This is a genomic window from Lactiplantibacillus daoliensis (assembly GCF_005405005.1).
GTDB lineage: Bacteria > Bacillota > Bacilli > Lactobacillales > Lactobacillaceae > Lactiplantibacillus > Lactiplantibacillus daoliensis.
This window is the reverse complement of sequence record NZ_BJDH01000003.1, coordinates 63962-85413: the sequence shown is the minus strand read 5'-3', so window position 1 is coordinate 85413 and position 21452 is coordinate 63962. Positions and strand designations below refer to the sequence as shown.

17 protein-coding genes are annotated in these 21452 nt (G+C 45.0%); all 17 read left to right on the top strand.

The window, feature by feature from the left end; translation table 11 throughout:
• Positions 1–61 precede the first annotated feature (61 nt).
• On the top strand, positions 62–298 hold the full coding sequence (gene yaaA, locus FFM64_RS04700) for a S4 domain-containing protein YaaA (protein WP_137606852.1): 237 nt from the start codon (positions 62–64) through the stop codon (positions 296–298).
• Positions 299–1423, top strand: a complete 1125-nt coding sequence (gene recF, locus FFM64_RS04695; RefSeq protein ID WP_137606851.1) for a DNA replication/repair protein RecF — start codon at positions 299–301, stop codon at positions 1421–1423.
• The gene (gyrB, locus tag FFM64_RS04690) at positions 1420–3366 is read left to right on the top strand and encodes a DNA topoisomerase (ATP-hydrolyzing) subunit B (protein ID WP_137606850.1); all 1947 of its coding nucleotides are present in this window, start codon (positions 1420–1422) and stop codon (positions 3364–3366) included. The genes recF and gyrB overlap by 4 nt, the downstream gene beginning before the upstream one ends.
• Positions 3367–3799: 433 nt before the next feature.
• A complete protein-coding gene (gene gyrA / locus FFM64_RS04685; protein ID WP_137606849.1) occupies positions 3800–6370 on the top strand; it encodes a DNA gyrase subunit A in 2571 nt (856 codons plus the stop codon).
• A gap of 255 nt (positions 6371–6625) precedes the next feature.
• Entirely contained in the window at positions 6626–6925 is a 300-nt protein-coding gene (gene rpsF / locus FFM64_RS04680) for a 30S ribosomal protein S6 (protein WP_137606848.1), read from the top strand.
• Between the two features lie 34 nt (positions 6926–6959).
• On the top strand, positions 6960–7565 hold the full coding sequence (ssb, locus tag FFM64_RS04675; RefSeq protein WP_137606847.1) for a single-stranded DNA-binding protein: 606 nt from the start codon (positions 6960–6962) through the stop codon (positions 7563–7565).
• 35 nt (positions 7566–7600) lie between these two features.
• Positions 7601–7837 (top strand): 30S ribosomal protein S18, encoded by a 237-nt coding sequence (rpsR, locus tag FFM64_RS04670; RefSeq protein WP_057705745.1) that lies wholly within the window; start codon positions 7601–7603, stop codon positions 7835–7837.
• A gap of 189 nt (positions 7838–8026) precedes the next feature.
• Entirely contained in the window at positions 8027–10039 is a 2013-nt protein-coding gene (locus FFM64_RS04665) for a DHH family phosphoesterase (RefSeq protein WP_137606846.1), read from the top strand.
• 12 nt (positions 10040–10051) lie between these two features.
• The gene (rplI, locus tag FFM64_RS04660; RefSeq protein WP_137606845.1) at positions 10052–10504 is read left to right on the top strand and encodes a 50S ribosomal protein L9; all 453 of its coding nucleotides are present in this window, start codon (positions 10052–10054) and stop codon (positions 10502–10504) included.
• A gap of 15 nt (positions 10505–10519) precedes the next feature.
• Complete coding sequence (dnaB, locus tag FFM64_RS04655) at positions 10520–11947, top strand: replicative DNA helicase (RefSeq protein WP_137606844.1); 1428 nt, start codon at positions 10520–10522, stop codon at positions 11945–11947.
• A gap of 126 nt (positions 11948–12073) precedes the next feature.
• On the top strand, positions 12074–13279 hold the full coding sequence (locus tag FFM64_RS04650) for an MDR family MFS transporter (RefSeq protein WP_137606843.1): 1206 nt from the start codon (positions 12074–12076) through the stop codon (positions 13277–13279).
• 52 nt (positions 13280–13331) lie between these two features.
• Positions 13332–14120 carry a glutamate 5-kinase gene (gene proB / locus FFM64_RS04645; protein ID WP_171000289.1) on the top strand — a complete coding sequence of 263 codons (789 nt, stop codon included), beginning with the start codon at positions 13332–13334 and terminating at the stop codon, positions 14118–14120.
• A gap of 24 nt (positions 14121–14144) precedes the next feature.
• Positions 14145–15395, top strand: coding sequence for a glutamate-5-semialdehyde dehydrogenase (locus tag FFM64_RS04640; RefSeq protein ID WP_137606842.1), 1251 nt, complete (start codon positions 14145–14147; stop codon positions 15393–15395).
• A gap of 433 nt (positions 15396–15828) precedes the next feature.
• Entirely contained in the window at positions 15829–17712 is a 1884-nt protein-coding gene (gene glgB, locus FFM64_RS04635) for a 1,4-alpha-glucan branching protein GlgB (RefSeq protein ID WP_137607060.1), read from the top strand.
• On the top strand, positions 17709–18848 hold the full coding sequence (locus FFM64_RS04630; protein WP_137606841.1) for a glucose-1-phosphate adenylyltransferase: 1140 nt from the start codon (positions 17709–17711) through the stop codon (positions 18846–18848). The genes glgB and FFM64_RS04630 overlap by 4 nt, the downstream gene beginning before the upstream one ends.
• A complete protein-coding gene (gene glgD, locus FFM64_RS04625; protein WP_137606840.1) occupies positions 18845–20017 on the top strand; it encodes a glucose-1-phosphate adenylyltransferase subunit GlgD in 1173 nt (390 codons plus the stop codon). Before FFM64_RS04630 ends, glgD begins: the two co-directional genes overlap by 4 nt.
• The gene (glgA, locus tag FFM64_RS04620; RefSeq protein WP_137606839.1) at positions 20010–21449 is read left to right on the top strand and encodes a glycogen synthase GlgA; all 1440 of its coding nucleotides are present in this window, start codon (positions 20010–20012) and stop codon (positions 21447–21449) included. Before glgD ends, glgA begins: the two co-directional genes overlap by 8 nt.
• The last annotated feature ends 3 nt before the right edge of the window (positions 21450–21452 follow it).

Below are 21452 nucleotides of genomic sequence, written 5' to 3'. Positions count from 1 at the left end.
TGCAAAAACACTCGGCACAGACGTTTGATAGCTTGTAATTGAAAGTTAGGCAGGTGACATTTTGAAACAGCCAGTACAGATTGACACGTCCTTTATTACTTTGGGACAGATGTTAAAAGAAGAGGCCATTATTAGTTCTGGTGGTCAGGCTAAGTGGTTTTTACGTGAGACCAAAGTCTTAGTCAATGGTGAACCCGATGATCGACGTGGTCGAAAGCTTTATCCCGGCGACACGATTGAAGTTGAGGCGAACGGGTCATTTTTTATTCGCTCAAATCGGACAGAAACGACTGATTAGATGTACTTAGAGAATTTGGAACTGCATGACTTTCGGAATTATGAGCAGTTAGCGGTGACTTTTAGCCAGGGTGTCAATGTATTGTTGGGCGAAAATGCCCAAGGTAAGACAAACTTGCTAGAAGCCATTTATGTTTTAGCGCTGACCCGTAGCCATCGTACGGCTAACGATAAGGAACTCATTCGCTGGCAGGCGTCCACGGCAACTTTAAAGGGTCGGTTACATAAAGCAACCGGTAGCTTACCGTTAGAGTTGGAACTGGGCAAAAAAGGTAAACGTGCCAAAGTGAATCACCTGGAACAGGCCAAGTTGTCACAATATATTGGCAATTTGAACGTGATCGTCTTTGCACCGGAAGACCTATCGATTGTGAAGGGGGCGCCGTCAATTCGGCGCCGCTTCATGGATATGGAATTCGGGCAAATGAGTCCGCGCTATCTTTATAACCTTAGTCAGTATCGAGCAATTCTGAAACAGCGTAATCAATACTTACGCCAGTTAAATCATCATGAAGCTAAGGATAAGGTATACCTCGGGGTGTTGTCGGACCAGTTGGCGGCGTTTGGCGCTGAAATTATTGCCAAACGTTTAGAACTGTTAAAACAACTCGAACACTGGGCTCAAGTGATCCATGCTGAAATTACACAGGACCAGGAACAACTCAGCTTTCATTATGTGACGCAAGTTGCCACCGAGGAGTTAACGTCGGTGGACCAAATCTATCAAACGCTACAAAAAATGTACGCGCAGCAACAAACCAAGGAAATTTTTCAGGGCACAACGTTGCTGGGACCACATCGCGATGATCTTCAATTTAGCGTCAATGGTAAAAATGTACAGACTTTTGGCTCGCAAGGTCAACAGCGAACGACTGCTTTGTCGGTGAAGTTAGCTGAAATTGATCTTATGAAAGCTGAAACGGGTGAATATCCGGTCTTGCTATTAGACGATGTGTTATCAGAATTAGACGCCGCACGACAGACACATCTGTTGACGGCGATTCAAAATAAAGTTCAAACTTTTTTGACAACGCCGAGTTTGGATGGCGTTGCAAGAAAATTAATTAATGAACCCAAAGTATTTGAAGTTAACCATGGCATTTTACATGAGGAGGAACCGCATTGACCGAAAATGAAAAAGAAACCAAGCTTGAACGGGCACGCGAATATGACGCCAGCCAAATTCAAGTCTTGGAAGGCCTCGAAGCTGTCCGGAAACGTCCCGGTATGTATATCGGGACGACCAGTAGTCAAGGACTACATCATTTAGTCTGGGAAATTGTCGATAACGGGATTGATGAAGCGTTAGCTGGTTTTGCTGACAAGATTCACGTGACCGTTGAAAAAGACAATAGTATCACCGTGACTGATAATGGTCGTGGGATTCCAGTTGGCACGCAAGCAAAGACTGGAAAGCCAGCTTTGGAAACAGTTTTCACGATTCTCCATGCTGGGGGTAAATTCGGCGGTGGCGGTTATAAAGTTTCTGGTGGGTTACATGGGGTTGGGGCTTCGGTCGTCAATGCCTTATCCACGGAACTAGACGTCAAGGTTTTCCATGAAGGTCAAGTTTATTACATGGACTTTGCCCGTGGTAAAGTCAAAACGCCAATGAAAGTCATCGACACTTGCCCAGAAGATGCGCATGGCACCGTGGTCCATTTCTTGCCAGATCCAGATATCTTCCGAGAAACCACGACTTATGATATTGATATTTTAACGACTCGGATTCGTGAATTGGCCTTCTTGAACAAAGGTCTCCAAATTTCAATTCGCGATGAACGGCCAGAAGAACCCACTGAAAAAGACTTCTTGTATGAAGGCGGGATTCGGCACTATGTTGAATTCCTCGATAAAAATAAAACGGTCTTGTTCCCTGAACCAATTTACGTCGAAGGTGAACAAAACGGGATTACCGTTGAAGTCGCTTTACAATATACGGATGACTATCACAGTAATTTGATGACATTCACGAACAACATCCATACCTACGAAGGTGGGACCCATGAAGAAGGGTTCAAACGCGCTTTAACGCGGGTCATTAATGACTACGCTCGTAAGAATGGCATGTTGAAAGATAATGATTCTAACTTGTCTGGTGAAGATGTGCGTGAAGGCATGACTGCCGTTGTCAGCGTAAAACACCCAGATCCCCAATTTGAAGGTCAAACCAAGACCAAATTAGGAAACTCGGATGCGCGGGCTGCGGTTGATCGCTTGTTCTCTGAACATTTCAGCAAGTACTTGATGGAAAATCCTAGCATCGGCCGTAAAGTTGTCGATAAAGGGACGTTAGCTTCCAAAGCGCGGGTTGCAGCTAAACGGGCGCGTGAAGTGACTCGTAAAAAGAGCGGTCTGGAAATCAGTAATTTACCTGGTAAATTAGCTGACAACACCAGTAAAGATCCTGAAATCAGTGAATTGTTCATTGTCGAAGGGGATTCCGCCGGTGGGTCGGCCAAGCAAGGCCGTTCACGTTTGACGCAAGCAATCCTCCCAATTCGTGGGAAGATTTTAAACGTCGAAAAAGCCAGCATCGATAAGATCTTGGCTAACGAAGAAATTCGGTCACTATTTACCGCGATGGGAACTGGTTTCGGCGGTGACTTTGATTTAAGTAAAGCCAACTATCACAAATTGATCATCATGACCGATGCCGATGTCGATGGCGCCCATATTCGGACGTTGTTATTGACCTTGTTCTATCGCTATATGCGGCCACTTGTTGATGCCGGATTCGTCTATATTGCCCAGCCACCGTTGTATCAAGTGCGGCAAGGTAAATTCGTGAAGTATATTGATTCTGATGAAGAATTAAAAGAAGTCGTTGGTCAATTAGCGCCATCACCAAAACCTGTTGTACAACGGTACAAGGGGCTTGGTGAAATGGATGCAGAACAATTGTGGGAAACCACGATGGATCCCGACAAACGGCGCTTACTTCGAGTTCGTGATGAAGATGCAGCGGATGCCGATGGCGTGTTCTCCATGTTGATGGGGGACCAAGTTAAACCACGGCGTGAATTTATCGAAGACAACGCTGTGTTCGTTAAGGACTTAGACGTCTAGCGGTTATTTCGCTGCTTTCGTCGACCAGTGATAACACTGTGAGGTAGACCTGCAGCCAAAGAGCGGTCTGCAGGGCGCTTTTCAGCCGGAAGAACGCGTCTGAAAAGTTGGCCAAGCCACTAAGCTGGGTAAAACATCCAGCTAATTGGCTTACCACGGTGTTATTACTGGTCGACTCCAGCGTCATAGCCTGACACTGTGAGGACTGAATATTAGTCCGCTCGTCGCCGGGGCTCAGCCGTGGGATTCCCTTAGTCGCTCTTTTGGTGGCTTAGGGAAAACCGAGCTTGGAGACGTGGGTTGTCGGCTTCAAGTCGTGTTCACAGCGTTCCAGCCCGTCACGGCGACGAGCGGACGGTGAAGCGAGCACAAAATAAGTAATCAAGAAACTTAAAAACGAATTGGCAAACACAGATGAAGGAGGATACAAGACTTGGCTGAATCAGATTTACCAAATCGAATAACCGATGTGAACTTGTCCAAGACCATGCGGACGTCATTTCTAAGCTACGCCATGAGTGTTATCGTGGCGCGGGCCTTACCAGACGTGCGTGATGGCTTGAAGCCTGTTCACCGGCGGATTCTTTACGGGATGAGTGAACTTGGGGTGACCCCCGACAAACCGTACAAGAAGTCAGCCAGAATTGTTGGGGACGTCATGGGGAAGTATCATCCTCATGGGGACTCCGCAATTTATGAATCAATGGTCCGGATGGCTCAAGACTTTAGTTACCGCTATATGCTAGTGGATGGTCATGGGAACTTCGGTTCAGTCGATGGTGACGGGGCGGCCGCAATGCGGTATACCGAAGCTCGACTGAGTAAAATTGCCGTTGAAATGTTACGCGATATCAACAAGGATACCGTTAACTGGCAACCAAACTATGATGACACCGAACGTGAACCAGAAGTATTACCAGCACGTTTTCCGAACTTATTAGTCAATGGTGCGACTGGGATTGCTGTCGGGATGACGACAAATATTCCACCACATAACTTGTCTGAAGTTATCTCGGCCATCCATTTATTGATGGATAACCCGGATGCGACGACGGCGGACTTGATGGAAGCTGTACCGGGACCTGACTTTCCTACTGGCGGGATCGTCATGGGTAAGTCTGGGATTCGGAAAGCTTACGAAACTGGTCGCGGGAATATTATTATTCGCGCTAAGGTGGATATTCAAGACCAAAAGAATGGTAAGGAACGCATTGTTGTAACCGAATTACCATATATGGTCAATAAAGCTAAATTAATCGAACGGATTGCCTCCTTAGCACGGGATAAAGAAATCGAAGGTATCACAGATATCAACGATGAAAGTGACCGTGAAGGGATGCGCGTTGTTATTGACGTTCGGCGGGATGCCAGTGCTTCGGTAATTCTGAACAATTTATACAAGATGACATTGATGCAAACAAACTTTGGCTTCAACATGTTGGCCATCGTTAAGGGCGCACCAAAAGTGTTGAGCTTGAAGCAAATCTTGATTTATTATTTGGAACATCAAGAAGACGTTATTCGGCGGCGGACGCAGTTTGATTTGAAGAAGGCCCAAGCGCGGGCTCATATTCTAGAAGGATTGCGGATTGCACTTGATCATATCGACGAAATCATCACGATCATTCGTCAATCACAAACTAGTGATATTGCGAAGAACCAGTTGATGGATAACTATGGGTTATCTGACAAGCAAGCACAGGCTATCTTAGATATGCGGCTTGTTCGTTTAACTGGCTTGGAACGTGAAAAGATTGAGAGCGAATATCAAGATCTGTTGAAATCAATCGCGGATTACAAAGCCATCTTAGCTAGCAAGGAACGCATTAACCAATTGATCTACGAAGAATTACTTGAGATTCAACGTAAATTTGGGGATGCGCGTCGGACTGAATTGATGGTCGGTGAAGTCTTAAGTATTGAAGACGAAGACCTGATTGAAGAAGAAGAGGTCGCTGTGACCTTGACACACAACGGTTATATCAAACGTCTTCCAACGACTGAATTCAAATCACAACATCGTGGTGGTCGTGGGATTCAAGGGATGGACGTCCATGATGATGACTTTATCGAACATCTGTTGACGACTTCAACGCATGATGTGTTGTTGTTCTTCACCAATGCTGGGAAAGTCTATCGGATGAAAGCCTACGAAATTCCTGAATATGGTCGGACAGCCAAGGGGATCCCAGTGATCAACTTGCTGGGCGTTAACTCTGGCGAAAAGATTCAAGCGGTTGTCAATGTCTCTGGTGATGCCAGTGATAGTGATAAGTTCTTGTTCTTTACAACCGTCAAAGGGGTCGTTAAGCGGACACCTGTCCAAGAATTCTCAAATATCCGGAGTAATGGTCTGAAAGCTATTACGTTGAAAGATGACGATGAATTGATTGGTGTCACGATCACGGATGGTGCCCAAAACATGATCATTGGGACTCATGACGGCTATGCTGTTAGTTTCGATGAGAAGACGGTGCGTTCAATGGGTCGGACAGCTGCTGGGGTTCGAGGCATTCGACTTCGTGACGATGATTTTGTCATTGGCTTTGATATTCTTAAACCTGACAGCAACGTCTTTATCATCACCGAAAAAGGTTATGGTAAACAGACGCCTGCTGCGGAATATCCGATTAAGGGACGTGGCGGTAAAGGGATCAAGACAGCCAACGTGACCGACAAAAATGGTCATTTAGCTGGTTTGACGACTGTGACTGGGCTCGAAGATATTATGGTGATGACTAACCAAGGGGTTATGATTCGCTTTAATATTGCGACTGTCTCACAAACTGGTCGGGCGACCTTAGGGGTTCGTTTGATTCGTTTGGACGATAATGGGCAAGTCGCAACAATGGCGAAGGTTGATCCAGAACCAGAAGATGACGGTGATCAAGCCATTGATGGTGAAACGACTGCTGAAGGAGCTCAAACTGACGGCAACGATGCAACAGCGAGTGAAGCTGCAACGAGTGAACCAACAACAGATACACCAGATTCAGAAGCTTAAAGTAGTTTAAAAGTTGTGACCAATTTTTTCACTGGTCACAACTTTTTTTCTGAAATAAAAACTATTTCCCGGGAAATAGTCGTAACTGATAACTGTAACGTGATTGAGATTTTTTGTACGTCGGCCGCTTCAAACCTTGCAACATAATGAGTTAGATGTTATACTTTTAATTCGTGAGTATCTAAGCTTGATTAGATTACTTTCCTTGCTCTTTCAAAAGAAAGGGCCTGAAGTCCATAAGGAGGTGCAAATTTCATGAGTGAATCAAAGAAATATGAAATTACTTACATCGTACGTCCAGACATCGATGATGCTGCTAAAACAGCCTTAGTTGATCGTTTTGACAAAATCTTAACCGATAACGGTGCAGAAGTAATTGATTCAAAAGACTGGTCGAAGCGTCGTTTCGCATACGAAATCGGCGGGTTCACCGAAGGTACTTATCATATCGTTAACTTAACGACTACTGATGATGCTTCATTGAACGAATTCGATCGTCTTTCAAAGATCAATGATGACATTTTACGTCACATGATCGTTCGTCGCGAAGACTAATTAATTCGAAATAATTTACGAGAGGAGCACTTCTATGATTAACCGTTCAGTTCTTGTTGGCCGACTAACAAGAGATCCCGAATTACGATACACTTCTGGTGGCGCCGCGGTGGCATCGTTCACCTTGGCCGTTAACCGGAGTTTTACTAATCAAAATGGGGAGCGTGAAGCAGATTTCATCAATTGCGTCATTTGGCGTAAAGCTGCTGAAAACTTTGCGAACTTTACCCATAAGGGGTCACTTGTTGGGATTGATGGCCGGATTCAAACCCGGAATTATGAAAACCAACAAGGACAACGCGTTTATGTTACAGAAGTGGTCGTTGACAACTTCTCATTATTAGAATCACGCGCAGAATCTGAACGTCATCAGGCTGCAAATGGTGGTAACGGCGGTAACGCTGGGTACAACAATAACAATGGGTACAATCGTCAAGACCAAAATGCAGCTCCTCAACAATCTTCATCGAATAACAATAATAATCCTTTTGGTAATGGTGCGCCTACTAGTGCAACAAGCACTAATGCGCCTGCTGGTAATAATGGTGCCCCAACGAGTGGGTCCAATAATAACCAAGCAGATCCGTTTGCCAATAATGGGGATCAAATTGATATTTCGGATGATGATTTACCATTCTAGTAGCTTAGCTACAGATATCGAGGAGGGAAATACCAATGGCACAACAAAGAAGAGGTGGCCGTCGTCGTCGTAAAGTCGACTTCATCGCCGCTAACCATATCGAATACATCGATTATAAAGATACTGATTTATTACGTCGTTTCGTTTCAGAACGAGGCAAGATTTTGCCTCGTCGTGTAACGGGTACTAGTGCTAAGAACCAACGTTCTTTAACTATTGCTATCAAACGCGCACGGATCATGGGCTTATTACCATTCGTTTCTGAAGAATAATTTAAGCCAGTTAAACCACAGATTATTCTGTGGTTTTTATTTTGGCCTAATTTTTGGAAAACGAGGCGAGTTGATTAGTTTGGTGCCGGGAATCGAGTTGAACCTTCCTTTTCACCCGCAATCGCTGAAACGTTACCCTGGTTTGTGATAAAATATAATTATTACTGAGAACACTTGAGGGAATTTCAAATGAAAAAGTTTTTTTCGCGCGAAAACATTCCATTTTTCTTACAGAATCAACAATTACGCCTACTAGCAATCGTTATCGTGGGCTTATCGTTGATTACTTTGGTGACCGGTTATTTAATGAACTGGATCTTTGGCACGGTGGTGCTGGTACTCATCATTATGGCCGGTTTTATGTCGTACAATACACTGATCGAATTGAGTTCCAGTGCTAATGAATATATTTCGGATTTATCGTACCGAATCAAACGTGGGGAGCAAGAAGCCCTCATTCAAATGCCGATTGGGGTGTTGATTTTTAATGCTGATCAGTCGATTGAATGGGTCAATCCTTATTTGCAACGATACTTTGGTAATCAAGATGTGATTGGTTATCGACTTGAAGATGTTGATGAGGAGCTGGCAGCGGCTGTTAGTGCTAATTTAGAGACGCCCGCAACAATCCGTTGGCAAGATTACCAGTTTGATTTACGCGTCCAACAGAGTACCAATACGTTGTATTTGATGGATGTGACGAAGTATGCTGAGTTGGCAGATCAATTTGAAGCTGAGAAACTTGTGATTGGGCAAATATTTTTAGATAATTACGATGAAATTACTCAATCAATGGCTGATACTGATATTTCGAATTTAAATAATTATGTTACTAATGAATTATCCAAATGGACGCAAATGTTTGGGATGTATCTCAAACGGTTGGATGATGACCACTTTTTCCTATTAGGTTACGCTAGCAGTTTACAGCGGGTTGAGGCGAATAAGTTCAGGATTTTAGATCGGATTCGTGAGTCCACTTCCAAGCAAAACTTCCCGCTAACGTTGAGTATTGGGATTGCATACGGTGAACGGAACATGAATACCTTGGCGGACTTGGCACAAAGTAATATGGATCTTGCGCTCGGTCGGGGTGGGGATCAGGTCGTGGTCAAAGCCGAAGATGAACCGGCTCGTTTCTATGGCGGGAAGACGAATCCAATGGAGAAACGGACGCGGGTTCGTGCTCGGATGATCAGTCAGACGCTACAGGAACTGATGAATCAATCGGACCAAGTCTTTGTTCAAGGACATCATCAACCTGATATGGATGCTGTTGGCGCCTGCTTGGGGATTCGACGGATTGCAGAAATGAACGGTAAGCAGTGTTGGATCGTCTTGGATGAACAGAATTTACATTCAGATATTCAACGGTTGTTAGACCAACTAAAGGCCGACGAAAAGATCGAAGCGTCGATTATTTCACCGGCTGAAGCGTTGGAAAAAGCGACCGACCAAAGTTTATTGGTCATGGCGGATCATTCTAAGCCAAGTATTTCAATGTCCAAGGAACTCTATGAACGGCTTGAAAATCACGTGATGATTATTGATCATCATCGTCGAGGCGAAGAATTTCCGGAAAACCCAGTTTTGGTTTATATTGAACCATATGCGTCATCAACTTGTGAGCTGATTACCGAAATGTTCGAGTATCAATCGCATGATGCGGAACCAATCAATAAGATTGAAGCCACAGCAATGCTGACAGGGATCGTCATTGACACGAAGTCGTTCTCGCTGCGTTCCGGCTCACGGACCTTTGATGCGGCCAGTTATTTACGTTCAGCTGGCGCAGACAGTTTGCTCGTGCAACAATTCATGAAAGAAAACGTTGATAGTTACTTGCAACGCAATCATTTGATTGAATCGGTTGAATTTGTTAATCAGGACATGGCGCTGTGTGTCGGCGAAAATGATCAGGTTTATGATCCGGTCACGGCTGCGCAAGCCGCAGACTCGTTGTTATCCATGTCTGGGGTCGATGCGTCCTTTGTCATCACGCGCCGTGAAGATGGTCGGATTGGGATTTCAGCCCGATCATTAGGTGAGATCAACGTCCAGGTTTACATGGAAAAATTAGGTGGCGGTGGACATTTATCAAATGCCGCTACTCAAATTGAAGGTCAATCAGTCGAAGAGGTCAAACAAACCTTGATTGATTTGCTGACAGCACCAGAAGATAAGAATCCAGAATCTAATTAGGAGTGAACACACATGAAAGTTATTTTCTTAGACGATGTACGTGGTAAGGGCCAACGAGGCCAAATCAAGAACGTTCCCGATGGCTATGCCACGAATTTTTTAATTAAAAAAGGGTTAGCGAAAGAAGCTACCAAAGCTGCAATCAGTACTTTAAAGGCTGAACAAAAAAATGAAGCCGCACGCGAAGCCGAAGAATTGGCAGAAGCAAAAACGACTAAGACCGCTTTAGAGGCTGATACCACAGTTGTTGAATTGACGGCGAAGGCCGGCAAAGATGGCCGATTATTTGGGTCAATTCCTAGCAAACAAATTGCAACTGCTTTGGCAGACCAATATCAAGTTAAGTTAGACAAACGCAAGATCGAATTACCAGAGCCAATCCGGGTGTTGGGTTACACCAATGTGCCGGTGAAGTTACATTCTGAAGTAACGGCCAAGATTCGCGTCCACGTTGTCGCACAATAAAAGGACGGACTGCGCATGAACAATGATGGGCTGGATCAAACCCCACCACAAAATATTGAGGCCGAGAAAGCCGTTTTAGGGGCCATTTTTTTAAACAGTGATGCCTTAGTTGAAGCGATGGAATTCGTGGAAGCCCAAGATTTTTATCGACGTGCGCATCAGATTATTTTCGCCAGCATGGTTACTTTAAATGACCGTGATGAAGCGATTGATGCGGTGACCGTTAGTGATTTACTCACTGCGCAAAATCAATTAGATGATGTTGGCGGCATGGCCTATATTGCTGAACTGGCTGGGTCAGTGCCAACCGCAGCTAATGCGGGTTACTATGCCAAAATTGTGGCCCAAAAAGCCACCGTGCGGCGATTAATCAAAACGGCGACTGAAATCACGACTAAAGCGTACACCGAAAATGATGACGTCACGACCTTATTAGATGATGCTGAACGAGATATCATGAATGTCTCGGAACAACGGAATCAAAGTGGGTTTAAGTCGATTGCGGACGTCTTAAACTCATCAATTGAAGAAATTGATCGCTTATACCAAAATGATGATGATATTACCGGGTTACCGACCGGATTTGGCGAACTCGATAAAATGACGGCTGGGTTGCAACCAGATAACTTGATTATTTTGGCTGCACGGCCAGCCGTCGGGAAAACCGCGTTTGCGTTAAACATTGCGCAAAACGTGGCGACCAAGACCGATACGACCGTTGCCATTTTTAGTTTGGAAATGGGGGCTGAGTCGTTAGTCAATCGGATGCTTTGCGCGGAAGGCAGTATCGATGCTGGGCATTTGCGAACTGGGCAATTAGATGAAGAAGAGTGGGAACACTTGGTGGTTGCCATGGGGAGTCTCTCCAAGGCCAGCATATTCATCGATGATACCCCAGGAATCAAAATGTCTGAAATCCGTGCTAAGAGTCGCCGTTTAGCCAAGGAACAAGGTAACTTGGGACTGATTGTTGTCGATTATTTGCAGCTGATCGAAGGCGGCAACACTGAAAGTCGGCAACAGGAAGTTTCCGAAATTTCGCGGCAAATGAAAAAATTAGCCAAGGAACTCGGAATTCCAGTCATTGCGTTATCTCAATTATCGCGTGGCGTGGAACAACGACAAGATAAGCGACCAGTATTGTCAGATATTCGTGAATCTGGGTCAATTGAACAAGATGCGGATATTGTTGCGTTTCTTTATCGTGAAGATTATTATCGCGATGAAGATGGCGATGATGATAATGGTGGCGGCAATTTTGGCGGTGGTGGTAATGACTTCAATGGCGGTGATCCTCGTGATGAGGATGACCAAGATGTTGGTGAAGTCGAAGTAATTATTGAAAAGAACCGTGCGGGTGCGCGTGGGACCGTGAAACTATTATTTGTAAAACCATTTAATAAGTTTTCATCTGTCTCGTATGCACAAGAACCGCAAGGCTAAAATTAAGGCTGGCTTGCAATCTTCGGATTGTGAGCCTTTTTATTTTTCGTGAAATCGGCCGCGTTCCTGTTATTTTGATTAAATTTTGCTATGATTAAAATAGTGTTTTTAAAAGGTGGCGATGTAATGGGGCGGAAACAAACGATTGGGATTCCATGGTTAATTGTGGGACAGTTTATGAATAACATCGGGATGAGCTTTATTTGGCCGTTGACGACGATCTATATGCACAATGTGCTAGGAAAGTCGCTGACTGAAACTGGTGTAGTTCTGATGCTTAATTCAATTGCTAATGTTTTGGCTAGTACGTTAGGTGGTCGTATTTTTGACCGCAGTAATCCATACTATCTCTTACTAATGGGTATCATCCTAAATGGCGTGGCCAACTTTAGTTTGATTTTCTTGCATGGCTGGCCGATGTACCCAATCTTACTCGTCGTGACTGGCTTTGCGAGTGGCTGGTTGAATACGATGTTTAATGCGCTAGCGGCGAGTGTGCCCCATGACAAGGTTCGGCGGACATTTACCTTCATGTATTTAGCAGCTAATCTCGGCGTTGTGTTTGGGACAATGTTTGTCGGAATCGTTTATAGCATGGGGATGGCATTGCTTTTCTCAATGGTGACGGGCCTCTACGCCATTTTCTTAGTCATCGCTTTTCTGGAGTATAATGTTGATTCCTCCGGTGTGACTGGGGTTGATCCTCGTCAGGCTCGAAATGTAAAACTACCTAAAGCCAATGCCCGCATGGTTTGGACATTTTTTATTAGCTTATTTATTATTTGGCTACTGTACGAACAGTGGGTCAGCAATTTATCGGTACACATGACAGATTTGGGCATGCCATTACGAAATTATAGCTTTTTATGGACTGTGAATGCTGGCTTGTTAGTGATTATTCAGGCTATCCTGAGCTTACTAGGCAACCGAATTAAAAACTTATATTATCAATTTTTCTTTGGCATGTTATTTGTTGGGTTATCGTTCTTGTCGCTCGTCAGTGCCCATGATTATTTGCACTTTGTCTTCGCAATGGTCTTGTTGACCATTGGTGAAGCCACTTGGTCACCGGCAATGCCGACGTTAGTTAGTCAGCTGTCACCGGTTAGTGCCAAGGGACGTTATCAAGGATTAGTTCAAGCGTTTAGTGCTTTGGGCCGGTCATTGGGGCCACTTTTCGGTGGGGTTGTGATCGACAATTGGTCTTACAAAGCCTTGTTCTTATTAGCCTTCGTAGTATTATTAATAGTACTAGCGGTTAACATGGGTGTCGTTCATGTTAATCAGCATCAAGCCAAGAATTATCTTAATACGGAAATTAAATCAGAGTGAATGTTTCACGTGAAACAAAATAATGTAGAAGTTGGTGGCAGTAGTGAAAGTCATGCGAAAGTTACGCGCAAAACGAGTGGTCATCAAGGTTGGGACGAGTACCTTAGTCTATCCTGATGGCTCGATTAATCTGCGCGCAATCGACCAGTTAGCTTTTGTAATTAGCGCAATGCGGCATCGTGGTCGTGAAGTTGTCCTCGTTTCATCGGGGGCGATTGGCGTCGGTTTAAATTATATGGGACTTAAACAACGTCCCAAAGCCATTCCGGAACAACAAGCCGTTGCTGCGATTGGTCAGACGGAATTGATTTCGATTTATAAGGAACGCTTTGCTGTCTATGAACAAAAAATCGGTCAGTTACTGTTGACTCGTGATATTTTTGTTTATCCAAAGAGTCATCACAACGTACTCAATACGTTTGACGCTTTATTGGCACAAAATATCGTACCGATTGTGAATGAAAATGATACCGTTGCGGTTGATGAATTGGACCATGAAACAAAATTTGGTGACAATGATCAGCTGTCGGCAATCGTTGCAACGAACATTGGCGCTGACTTGCTCATTATGTTGTCGGATATTGATGGCTTCTATGATGGCAATCCGAATGGCGATGCGGCCGCAAACCTATTGCCGCATATTGAGACGGTCACACAACACACCTATGAGCTTGCTGGTGGCAGTGGCAGTCGCTTTGGAACCGGTGGCATGATCACTAAGTTAAAGGCGGCTGAGCGGATGTTAAAGGCAGATGGTCAAATGATTTTGGCAAATGGCGAAGACCCGTCAATTATTTTTCAAATTTTAGCGGGTGAACCCGTCGGAACTTTATTTGGTTAACTTGAAATGACAGGAGGAATTCAGATGGATGTGGCAACAAGTACCTTACAGACACTTGGTCAACAGGCACAAACAGCTAGTTATGCGTTAGGGTTACTGAGTACTGCCAAAAAAAATGAGGTTTTACTCGCAATGGCGACGGCGCTTGATGAAAATCAAGCTGCTATTTTAGCAGCAAATGCAGAGGACCTTGAGAACCCACAGGTCGCTGATAAGTTCATTGATCGGCTTACATTAACAGCGGATCGACTGAAGGATATGGCGACTGGACTCAAGCAAGTTGCGGCCTTACCAGATCCAATCGGGAATGTTGACCGTGCTTGGCGCAATGAAGCTGGTTTGATGATTGCGAAGGAACGCGTACCATTAGGTGTCATTGGGATGATTTTTGAAGCTCGGCCCAATGTAACTGTGGATGCATCGGCGCTTTGTTTTAAAACCGGGAATGCAGTGATCTTACGTGGTGGTAAAGAAGCGTTACACTCCAATCAAGCGCTAGTGAATGTCTTGCGGAGCGCTTTAGCCGATGCTGGTGTTGACGAAAATGCCATTCAGTTGATTCAAGATACCTCACACGAGACGGCCGCTAAATTCATGCAGTTGACGGATTATATTGATGTCTTGATTCCACGCGGAAGTGCACGTTTGATCCAAACGGTGCTGGCTAAAGCCACGGTTCCTGTAATTGAAACGGGTGCTGGTAACTGTCATGTCTATGTTGATCAAGCCGCGCAATTACCGATGGCAACGGCGATTGTCGTCAATGGTAAAGTGCAACGGCCATCTGTTTGCAATGCGACTGAAAAATTGTTGATCCATCGTGCAGTTGCTGCGGACTATTTACCAACCATTATTACTGCATTACGAGATCAGGGGGTTGAGGTTCGTGGGGATGCAGCGACACAAGCAATTGTGCCCGATGTTGTGCCCGCGACTGAAGTGGATTGGGGAACTGAATATAACGACTTGATTATTGCGGTTAAAGTCGTTGATTCCGAAGCTGAAGCGATTCAACATATCAATCACTATAATACGCAACATTCAGAAGTAATCGTCACTGATAATTATCAGGCCGGTAAGTTATTCCAACAACGGATTAATGCTGCTTGTGTTTATATTAATGCTTCAACGCGTTTCACGGATGGTTTTGAATTTGGTTTTGGTGCTGAAATTGGGATTTCCACGCAAAAATTGCATGCCCGTGGACCAATGGGACTGGCAGAACTCACCTCTTACAAATACGTGATCGACGGGAACGGTCAAGTTCGGGAATAGTCGTTCATAAATAATTAAATAACGCCAAAAAGCTGGTAATACTAATTACATCATCGTAATTGGTATTACCAGCTTTTTTAGTCATCGTGATGAGTTGCCGAGTGCTAACCTGATTCATTTAGAAAGTGACCGAATGAACAAGACGAAAAAAGGTGTTTTTTCTAGCTAATTCGCTTAGGGCGACCGATACGACGCCAAACCTTGTCGTGACCGAGTTCCTGTGAATAGGGTTCTGGCAACAGTTTGCAGTGTTTGTGCCCGAAAATTAACTAAAACCCCGATATAACGGTATTTATAGTGGCTATTATTAACTTAATAAGGCGAACTTATCAAGGATAGGCAAGGCCAGTTCGCCCACGTATACTAAAGTTAAGTCTTATTATTGTTCAATATATCACATGCAGGGGGTGTGGCTATTTTGGCAGATTCAGAAATGACGTCAGCAACCCAGAGTTATTTATTTAATACGGGACGGGGATTTGAAAGTCAGAATTATTTAGGCTGTCATGTTGAAACTGATGGTCAGGTTAGCTTTCGGGTTTGGGCACCACATGCTCAGGCGGTCGGGGTCGTCGGGACTTTCAACGATTGGCAAGCAGCGCCGTTGTCGCCAGTTGGGGCAACGGGGATTTGGCAGGGGTTATTTTCGCAAGTTAAGCTAGGTGATTTGTATAAGTTTGAGATTACGAGTGCAACTGGTGAAAAGCAGCTTAAAATTGATCCATTTGCGCAACAATTCGAGCGTAAACCTGGTGATGCGGCGATAGTCGTGGCACCGATTGCAGAACAGTGGCATGACAGTTTGTGGTTAGCGCGGCGCAAGAAATCGAACCCCGCAAATCGCCCAATTAATATATATGAGGTTCATCTTGGATCGTGGCGCCGGCACGATAATGGCGATTATTACACGTACGCGGAGCTGGCGGAAGAACTGATCCCATATGCGCATCAAATGGGTTATTCGCATCTGGAACTAATGCCAGTCATGGAACATTTACTGGACGCGTCATGGGGTTATCAGCAGATGGGCTACTTTGCACCGACCAGCCGATTTGGGACCCGCGATGAGTTTTTAAGCTTTGTTGATCAGTGCCATCAAGCCAATCTTGGTGTGATTGTGGACTGGGTGCCGGGGCATTTTATTCGTAATTACGATGCGTTATATCAGTATGACGGCACGCCGACTTACGAATATGCGGATCCGAATCAGGCTGATAATCGTCGTTGGGGTGCTTGGAACTTTGACCTTGGGAAAACACAGGTTCAGAGCTTCTTGATCTCAAGTGCCTTATATTGGCTGAATACCTGTCATTTAGATGGGCTTCGCGTTGATGCGGTCTCAAATATGTTGTATTTAGACTATGACGAGGGTCGTGAAGGTCAAGTTAACCAGTATGGCGATAATCGCAACTTGGCAGGGATCGCGTTTTTACAAGAGTTAAACACAGAGATCTTCAAACGACATCCGGACGTTTTGATGATTGCGGAAGAATCGTCCGCCTTTCCACAGGTTACCGGTCGCGTTGATCAGGGCGGCTTGGGCTTTAATTACAAATGGAATATGGGATGGATGCACGATACGCTAGACTTCTTTGAAATGGATCCACTCTATCGGCATGATCATTTCAATTTACTCACGTTTGCGTTTGTTTACATGTTTGACGAGCAGTTTATCTTACCATTCTCACACGATGAGGTTGTGCATGGCAAAAAGTCCTTAATGCATAAAATGCCGGGCGATCGCTATAACCAATTTGCTAATTTACGGACGATGATGGCTTATATGGCGGCATTTCCTGGCAAACAGTTAAATTTCATGGGCGCAGAATGGGGTCAATTTTTGGAATGGCGTGATTGGGATCAACTGGAGTGGGTTGATTTAAAAGACCCACTTAATCGACAGATGCAGCATTATACGGCCGCTTTGAATCAGGTCTACCATGCGAATCGGCCGTTGTGGGAACTCGACCATGAGTCAACCGGCATCGTTTATAGCAATACGGATGATGCGGCTAGCTCCACGATGGGTTTCATTCGCCAAGCGAAGCGCAAATATAGTTTCGTGATTGCAGCGTTTAATTTTGTCCCTGTTGAACGGCGGCAATATCGCATTGGGGTGCCATATCCCGGGGAATACGAATTGTTACTCAATACGGAGGCGAAGGCTTTCGGGGGAACTTGGACGCAATTGGAAACGACATTTACAGCGGTTAATCGGCCGTATAAGGGGCAACCGGCGAGCTTTGAGGCAACATTGCCAGCCATGGGAGCCTTGCTAATTCGGCCTGTCAAAGTCAAAGGGGAGTCGAAAAAATGAATGATGACATGTTAGGCATTATTTTAGCTGGTGGTCAGGGGACCCGGCTAGGCAAGTTGACCAAAGGGACGGCTAAGCCCGCGGTACCATTTGGTGGGCGTTATCGCATCATTGATTTCACCTTGAGCAACTGTGCAAATTCGGGCGTTAATACAGTTGGGGTCATCACGCAATATCAGCCACTGGAACTCAACGCGCACATCGGCAATGGTGCGAGCTGGGGCTTAGATGATTTAAATGGCGGTGTAACCGTGTTGCAGCCCTATTCATCCAGCGAAGGCGAGAAATTCTTTGAAGGGACCGCCCACGCGATTTATCAAAATATTGAATATATTGATCAACAAAATCCAAAATATTTATTAGTTTTATCCGGCGATCATATTTATAAAATGGATTATGACGCGATGTTGGACTATCACAAGGCCAAAAAAGCCTCACTGACTGTAGGGGTTATTCCGGTGACGAAGCAAGAGGCCAAGCGGTTCGGGATGATGAATACTGATGAAACAGATCGGATTATTGAATTTGAAGAAAAGCCGGAACATCCCAAGAGTGACAAGGCTTCAATGGGAATTTATATCTTCAATTGGTCGACGTTACGTGATTATTTGGTCAAAAGCTATGCAACTGATAAATCAATGGAGGACTTTGGTAAAAACGTCATTCCATCATACTTGGCACACAACGAATCCGTTTATGCCTATGCTTTTAAAGGATACTGGCGCGACGTCGGGACGATTCAGAGTCTATGGCAAGCCAATATGGAATTTCTGTCACCGCATAATCGACTCAACATTGGAGATAATAACTGGCGGATCTATTCCAAGGCGCAAGTTTTGCCGCCAATGTTTTTAACCGAGACGAGTCAGGTCAACAATTCGATGATTGTTGATAGTTGTTACGTTGCGGGTGAAGTAGACCATTCGATCTTGTCACAGCGGGTCTCTGTTGGTATGGGGAGTCGAGTCGTTGACAGTATGGTCATGCCAGGCGCAACGATTGGCAAAAATGTGGTGATTGACCATGCCTTGATTGGTGAAGAAGCGGTGATTGGCGATGATGCGATTGTAAAAGGCACCGCGACAGATATTGCGGTCGTTGGTTATAACGAAGTTGTGGGGGTGGAGAAACCATGAAACGTGGAAGTGTAAGCGCAATTATTAACCTAGTGGAACCGTGGGAAGCCTTAGAACCATTAACCACCGCGCGTCCGGTCGGCATGTTGCCATTTGGTGGTCGCTATCGACTATTAGATTTTCCGTTATCAAGTGCGATTAACGCCGGTATCCAAAATGTAATGGTCACGTCACCACGATCGGGACGTTCTGTCTCCGATCATCTGCGTAGCGGCCGTGATTGGAATCTGGATACCATTCGGGGCGGTTTGTTCATGTATCCATACAATGATTTGAAGCTGGTTGCGCCTGAAAAGAAGGCGACCCTGATTCATCATTATTATGATAATTCAATCCTATTTTTGAAGCGCAGTCACAGCGAATATTCGGTAGTCATGAGCACACGAAATGTGGGTAATATCGATTTGAAAGCGCTGTTACGTTATCACGAAGAACGCGATAATCCGGTCACGACCGTGTATAAGAGCGTTGATCCTAAACAATTGATGCCACAGAATACGATTTTGCAATTAACAGACAAAGGTATGGCAACGGCAGTGATTCCAACTGAAAAAGCGAAATTACCAAAAACGGCCAAAAAAGCTGCTAAAAATATGGATATTTATTTAATGAGTACCGTGGATTTGATTGAAATCTTGGATGAAGCCAATCGGCGCGGTGACTTGATTAGTTTGGAAGAACTCATGAAGCAGGCGGTGATTCAGCATAATGCCAATGCCTTTGAATATACAGGATTCCAAGCAAATATTCATGATTTAGCCAGTTATTTTGCAGCGAATATGTCAATCTTGGATGAAGCTAATTTCCGTGCACTGTTCTATAGTTCTCGGCGGATCTATACCAAAGTTAAAAATGAAGTGCCGACTTTCTTCGCCGAAGGGTCGCAATTTCGGGCGAGTCTCTGCGGCACCGGGGGTTACATTGAAGGTCAAGTGGACCATTCAGTCATTTTCCGGAATGTTCTGATTAATCGTGGCAGTCAGATTAAGGATGCCGTGATTATGCAAGGCACTCGGATCGGTGCCGGCACCAGGATTGAAAATGTGATCATTGATAAAAATGTCGTCATTGGTCCCAACTTGATTCTCAAGGGCACGCCGACGGAACCGCTCGTTATTAGCAAGGGCCAGCATATCTTTCGCCAAACGGAGGTGGTCACGAGTGACTAAGGTACTGTTTGCTGCCGCGGAAGCTGCGCCGTTTTATAAGACGGGTGGTCTGGGTGACGTGAGCCTGGCGTTGCCCAAGGCGTTGAAAGCGGCTGGCGTCAAGATTCGGGTGGTGATTCCTTACTATGAGGCCTTATTTCCGGAAAAGTATCGTGATCAGGTCAAAGATTTGTTGCATTTCACGGTCCAAGTTGGCGACAAGTTACAATATTGTGGCATCAAAACACTCCAGTTAGATGGACTTGACTATTATTTGATTGATAATCAGGACTACTTTGGCCGCGAGGGATTGTATGGCTATTGGGACGACGGTGAACGGTTCGCCTTTTTCCAGATGGCGATTTGTGAAATGTTAGAACGGGTCGACTATATTCCGGATGTGCTTCACCTAAATGACTGGCATACTGCGTTTATTCCGGTTCTTTTGAAAGAAAAGTACTACTGGATCAAGGCCTACCGGCAGATTAAAACCGTCCTGACGATTCACAACATGCAGTTTCAGGGAATTTATGATCCAGTGATTTTGGATAGCCTTTTTAAGATTGGTTGGCAGACTTTTAACGAAGACGGAATCGCTTTTTACGATCAGGTCAACTTTTTAAAGGCTGGCATTAATTTTGCGGATGCGGTCAATACCGTATCGCCGACTTACGCACAAGAGATTCAAACGCCACAGTTCGGGGAACGCTTAGACGGGGTTTTACGGGCTAATCAGGCGAAGCTGAGCGGCATTATGAATGGGATTGACATGCAACTGTATGATCCAGCGACGGACGCGGCGTTGACGGCGACTTATTCTGCAAAAGACTTAACGCCAAAAGCACTCGACAAAGCGGCCTTGCAAAAAGCGGTGGGCCTGCCAGAGGCTGATGTCCCGGTGTTGGCGGTCGTTTCACGGTTGACCACGCAAAAAGGCATGGATTTATTACTGGATGCTTTGGACGAGTTTCTCAAAAAGCAAGCGGCGCAGGTCATCGTCTTGGGGACGGGTGATCCGGCGTTAGAACATGCTTTTGAAATCTATCAGTTAGCCTATCCTGACCAAGTTGCGGCCCAAATTAAGTTTGATGTTAAACTGGCGCAACAAATTTACGCCGGCAGTGACATTTTCATAATGCCATCTGCATTTGAACCTTCAGGCTTATCACAAATGATGGCCATGCGTTATGGGACCTTGCCGCTTGTGCATCTAGTCGGTGGCTTGAAGGATACGGTTGTGCCTTATAACCAATATACCGGTGCGGGCACCGGGTTTGGTTTCGATGACTATCAGCCCGTGGTTTTGCGCAAAATCATGACATTGGCGGTTACCTTATATCACGAAGATCCCAAGGCTTGGCGGCAATTGCAGCAACAAGCGATGATGCCAGACTTTGGCTGGGGAAAATCGGCTAAGAAGTATCAACATATTTATCAGATGATTACGAGTTAGGAC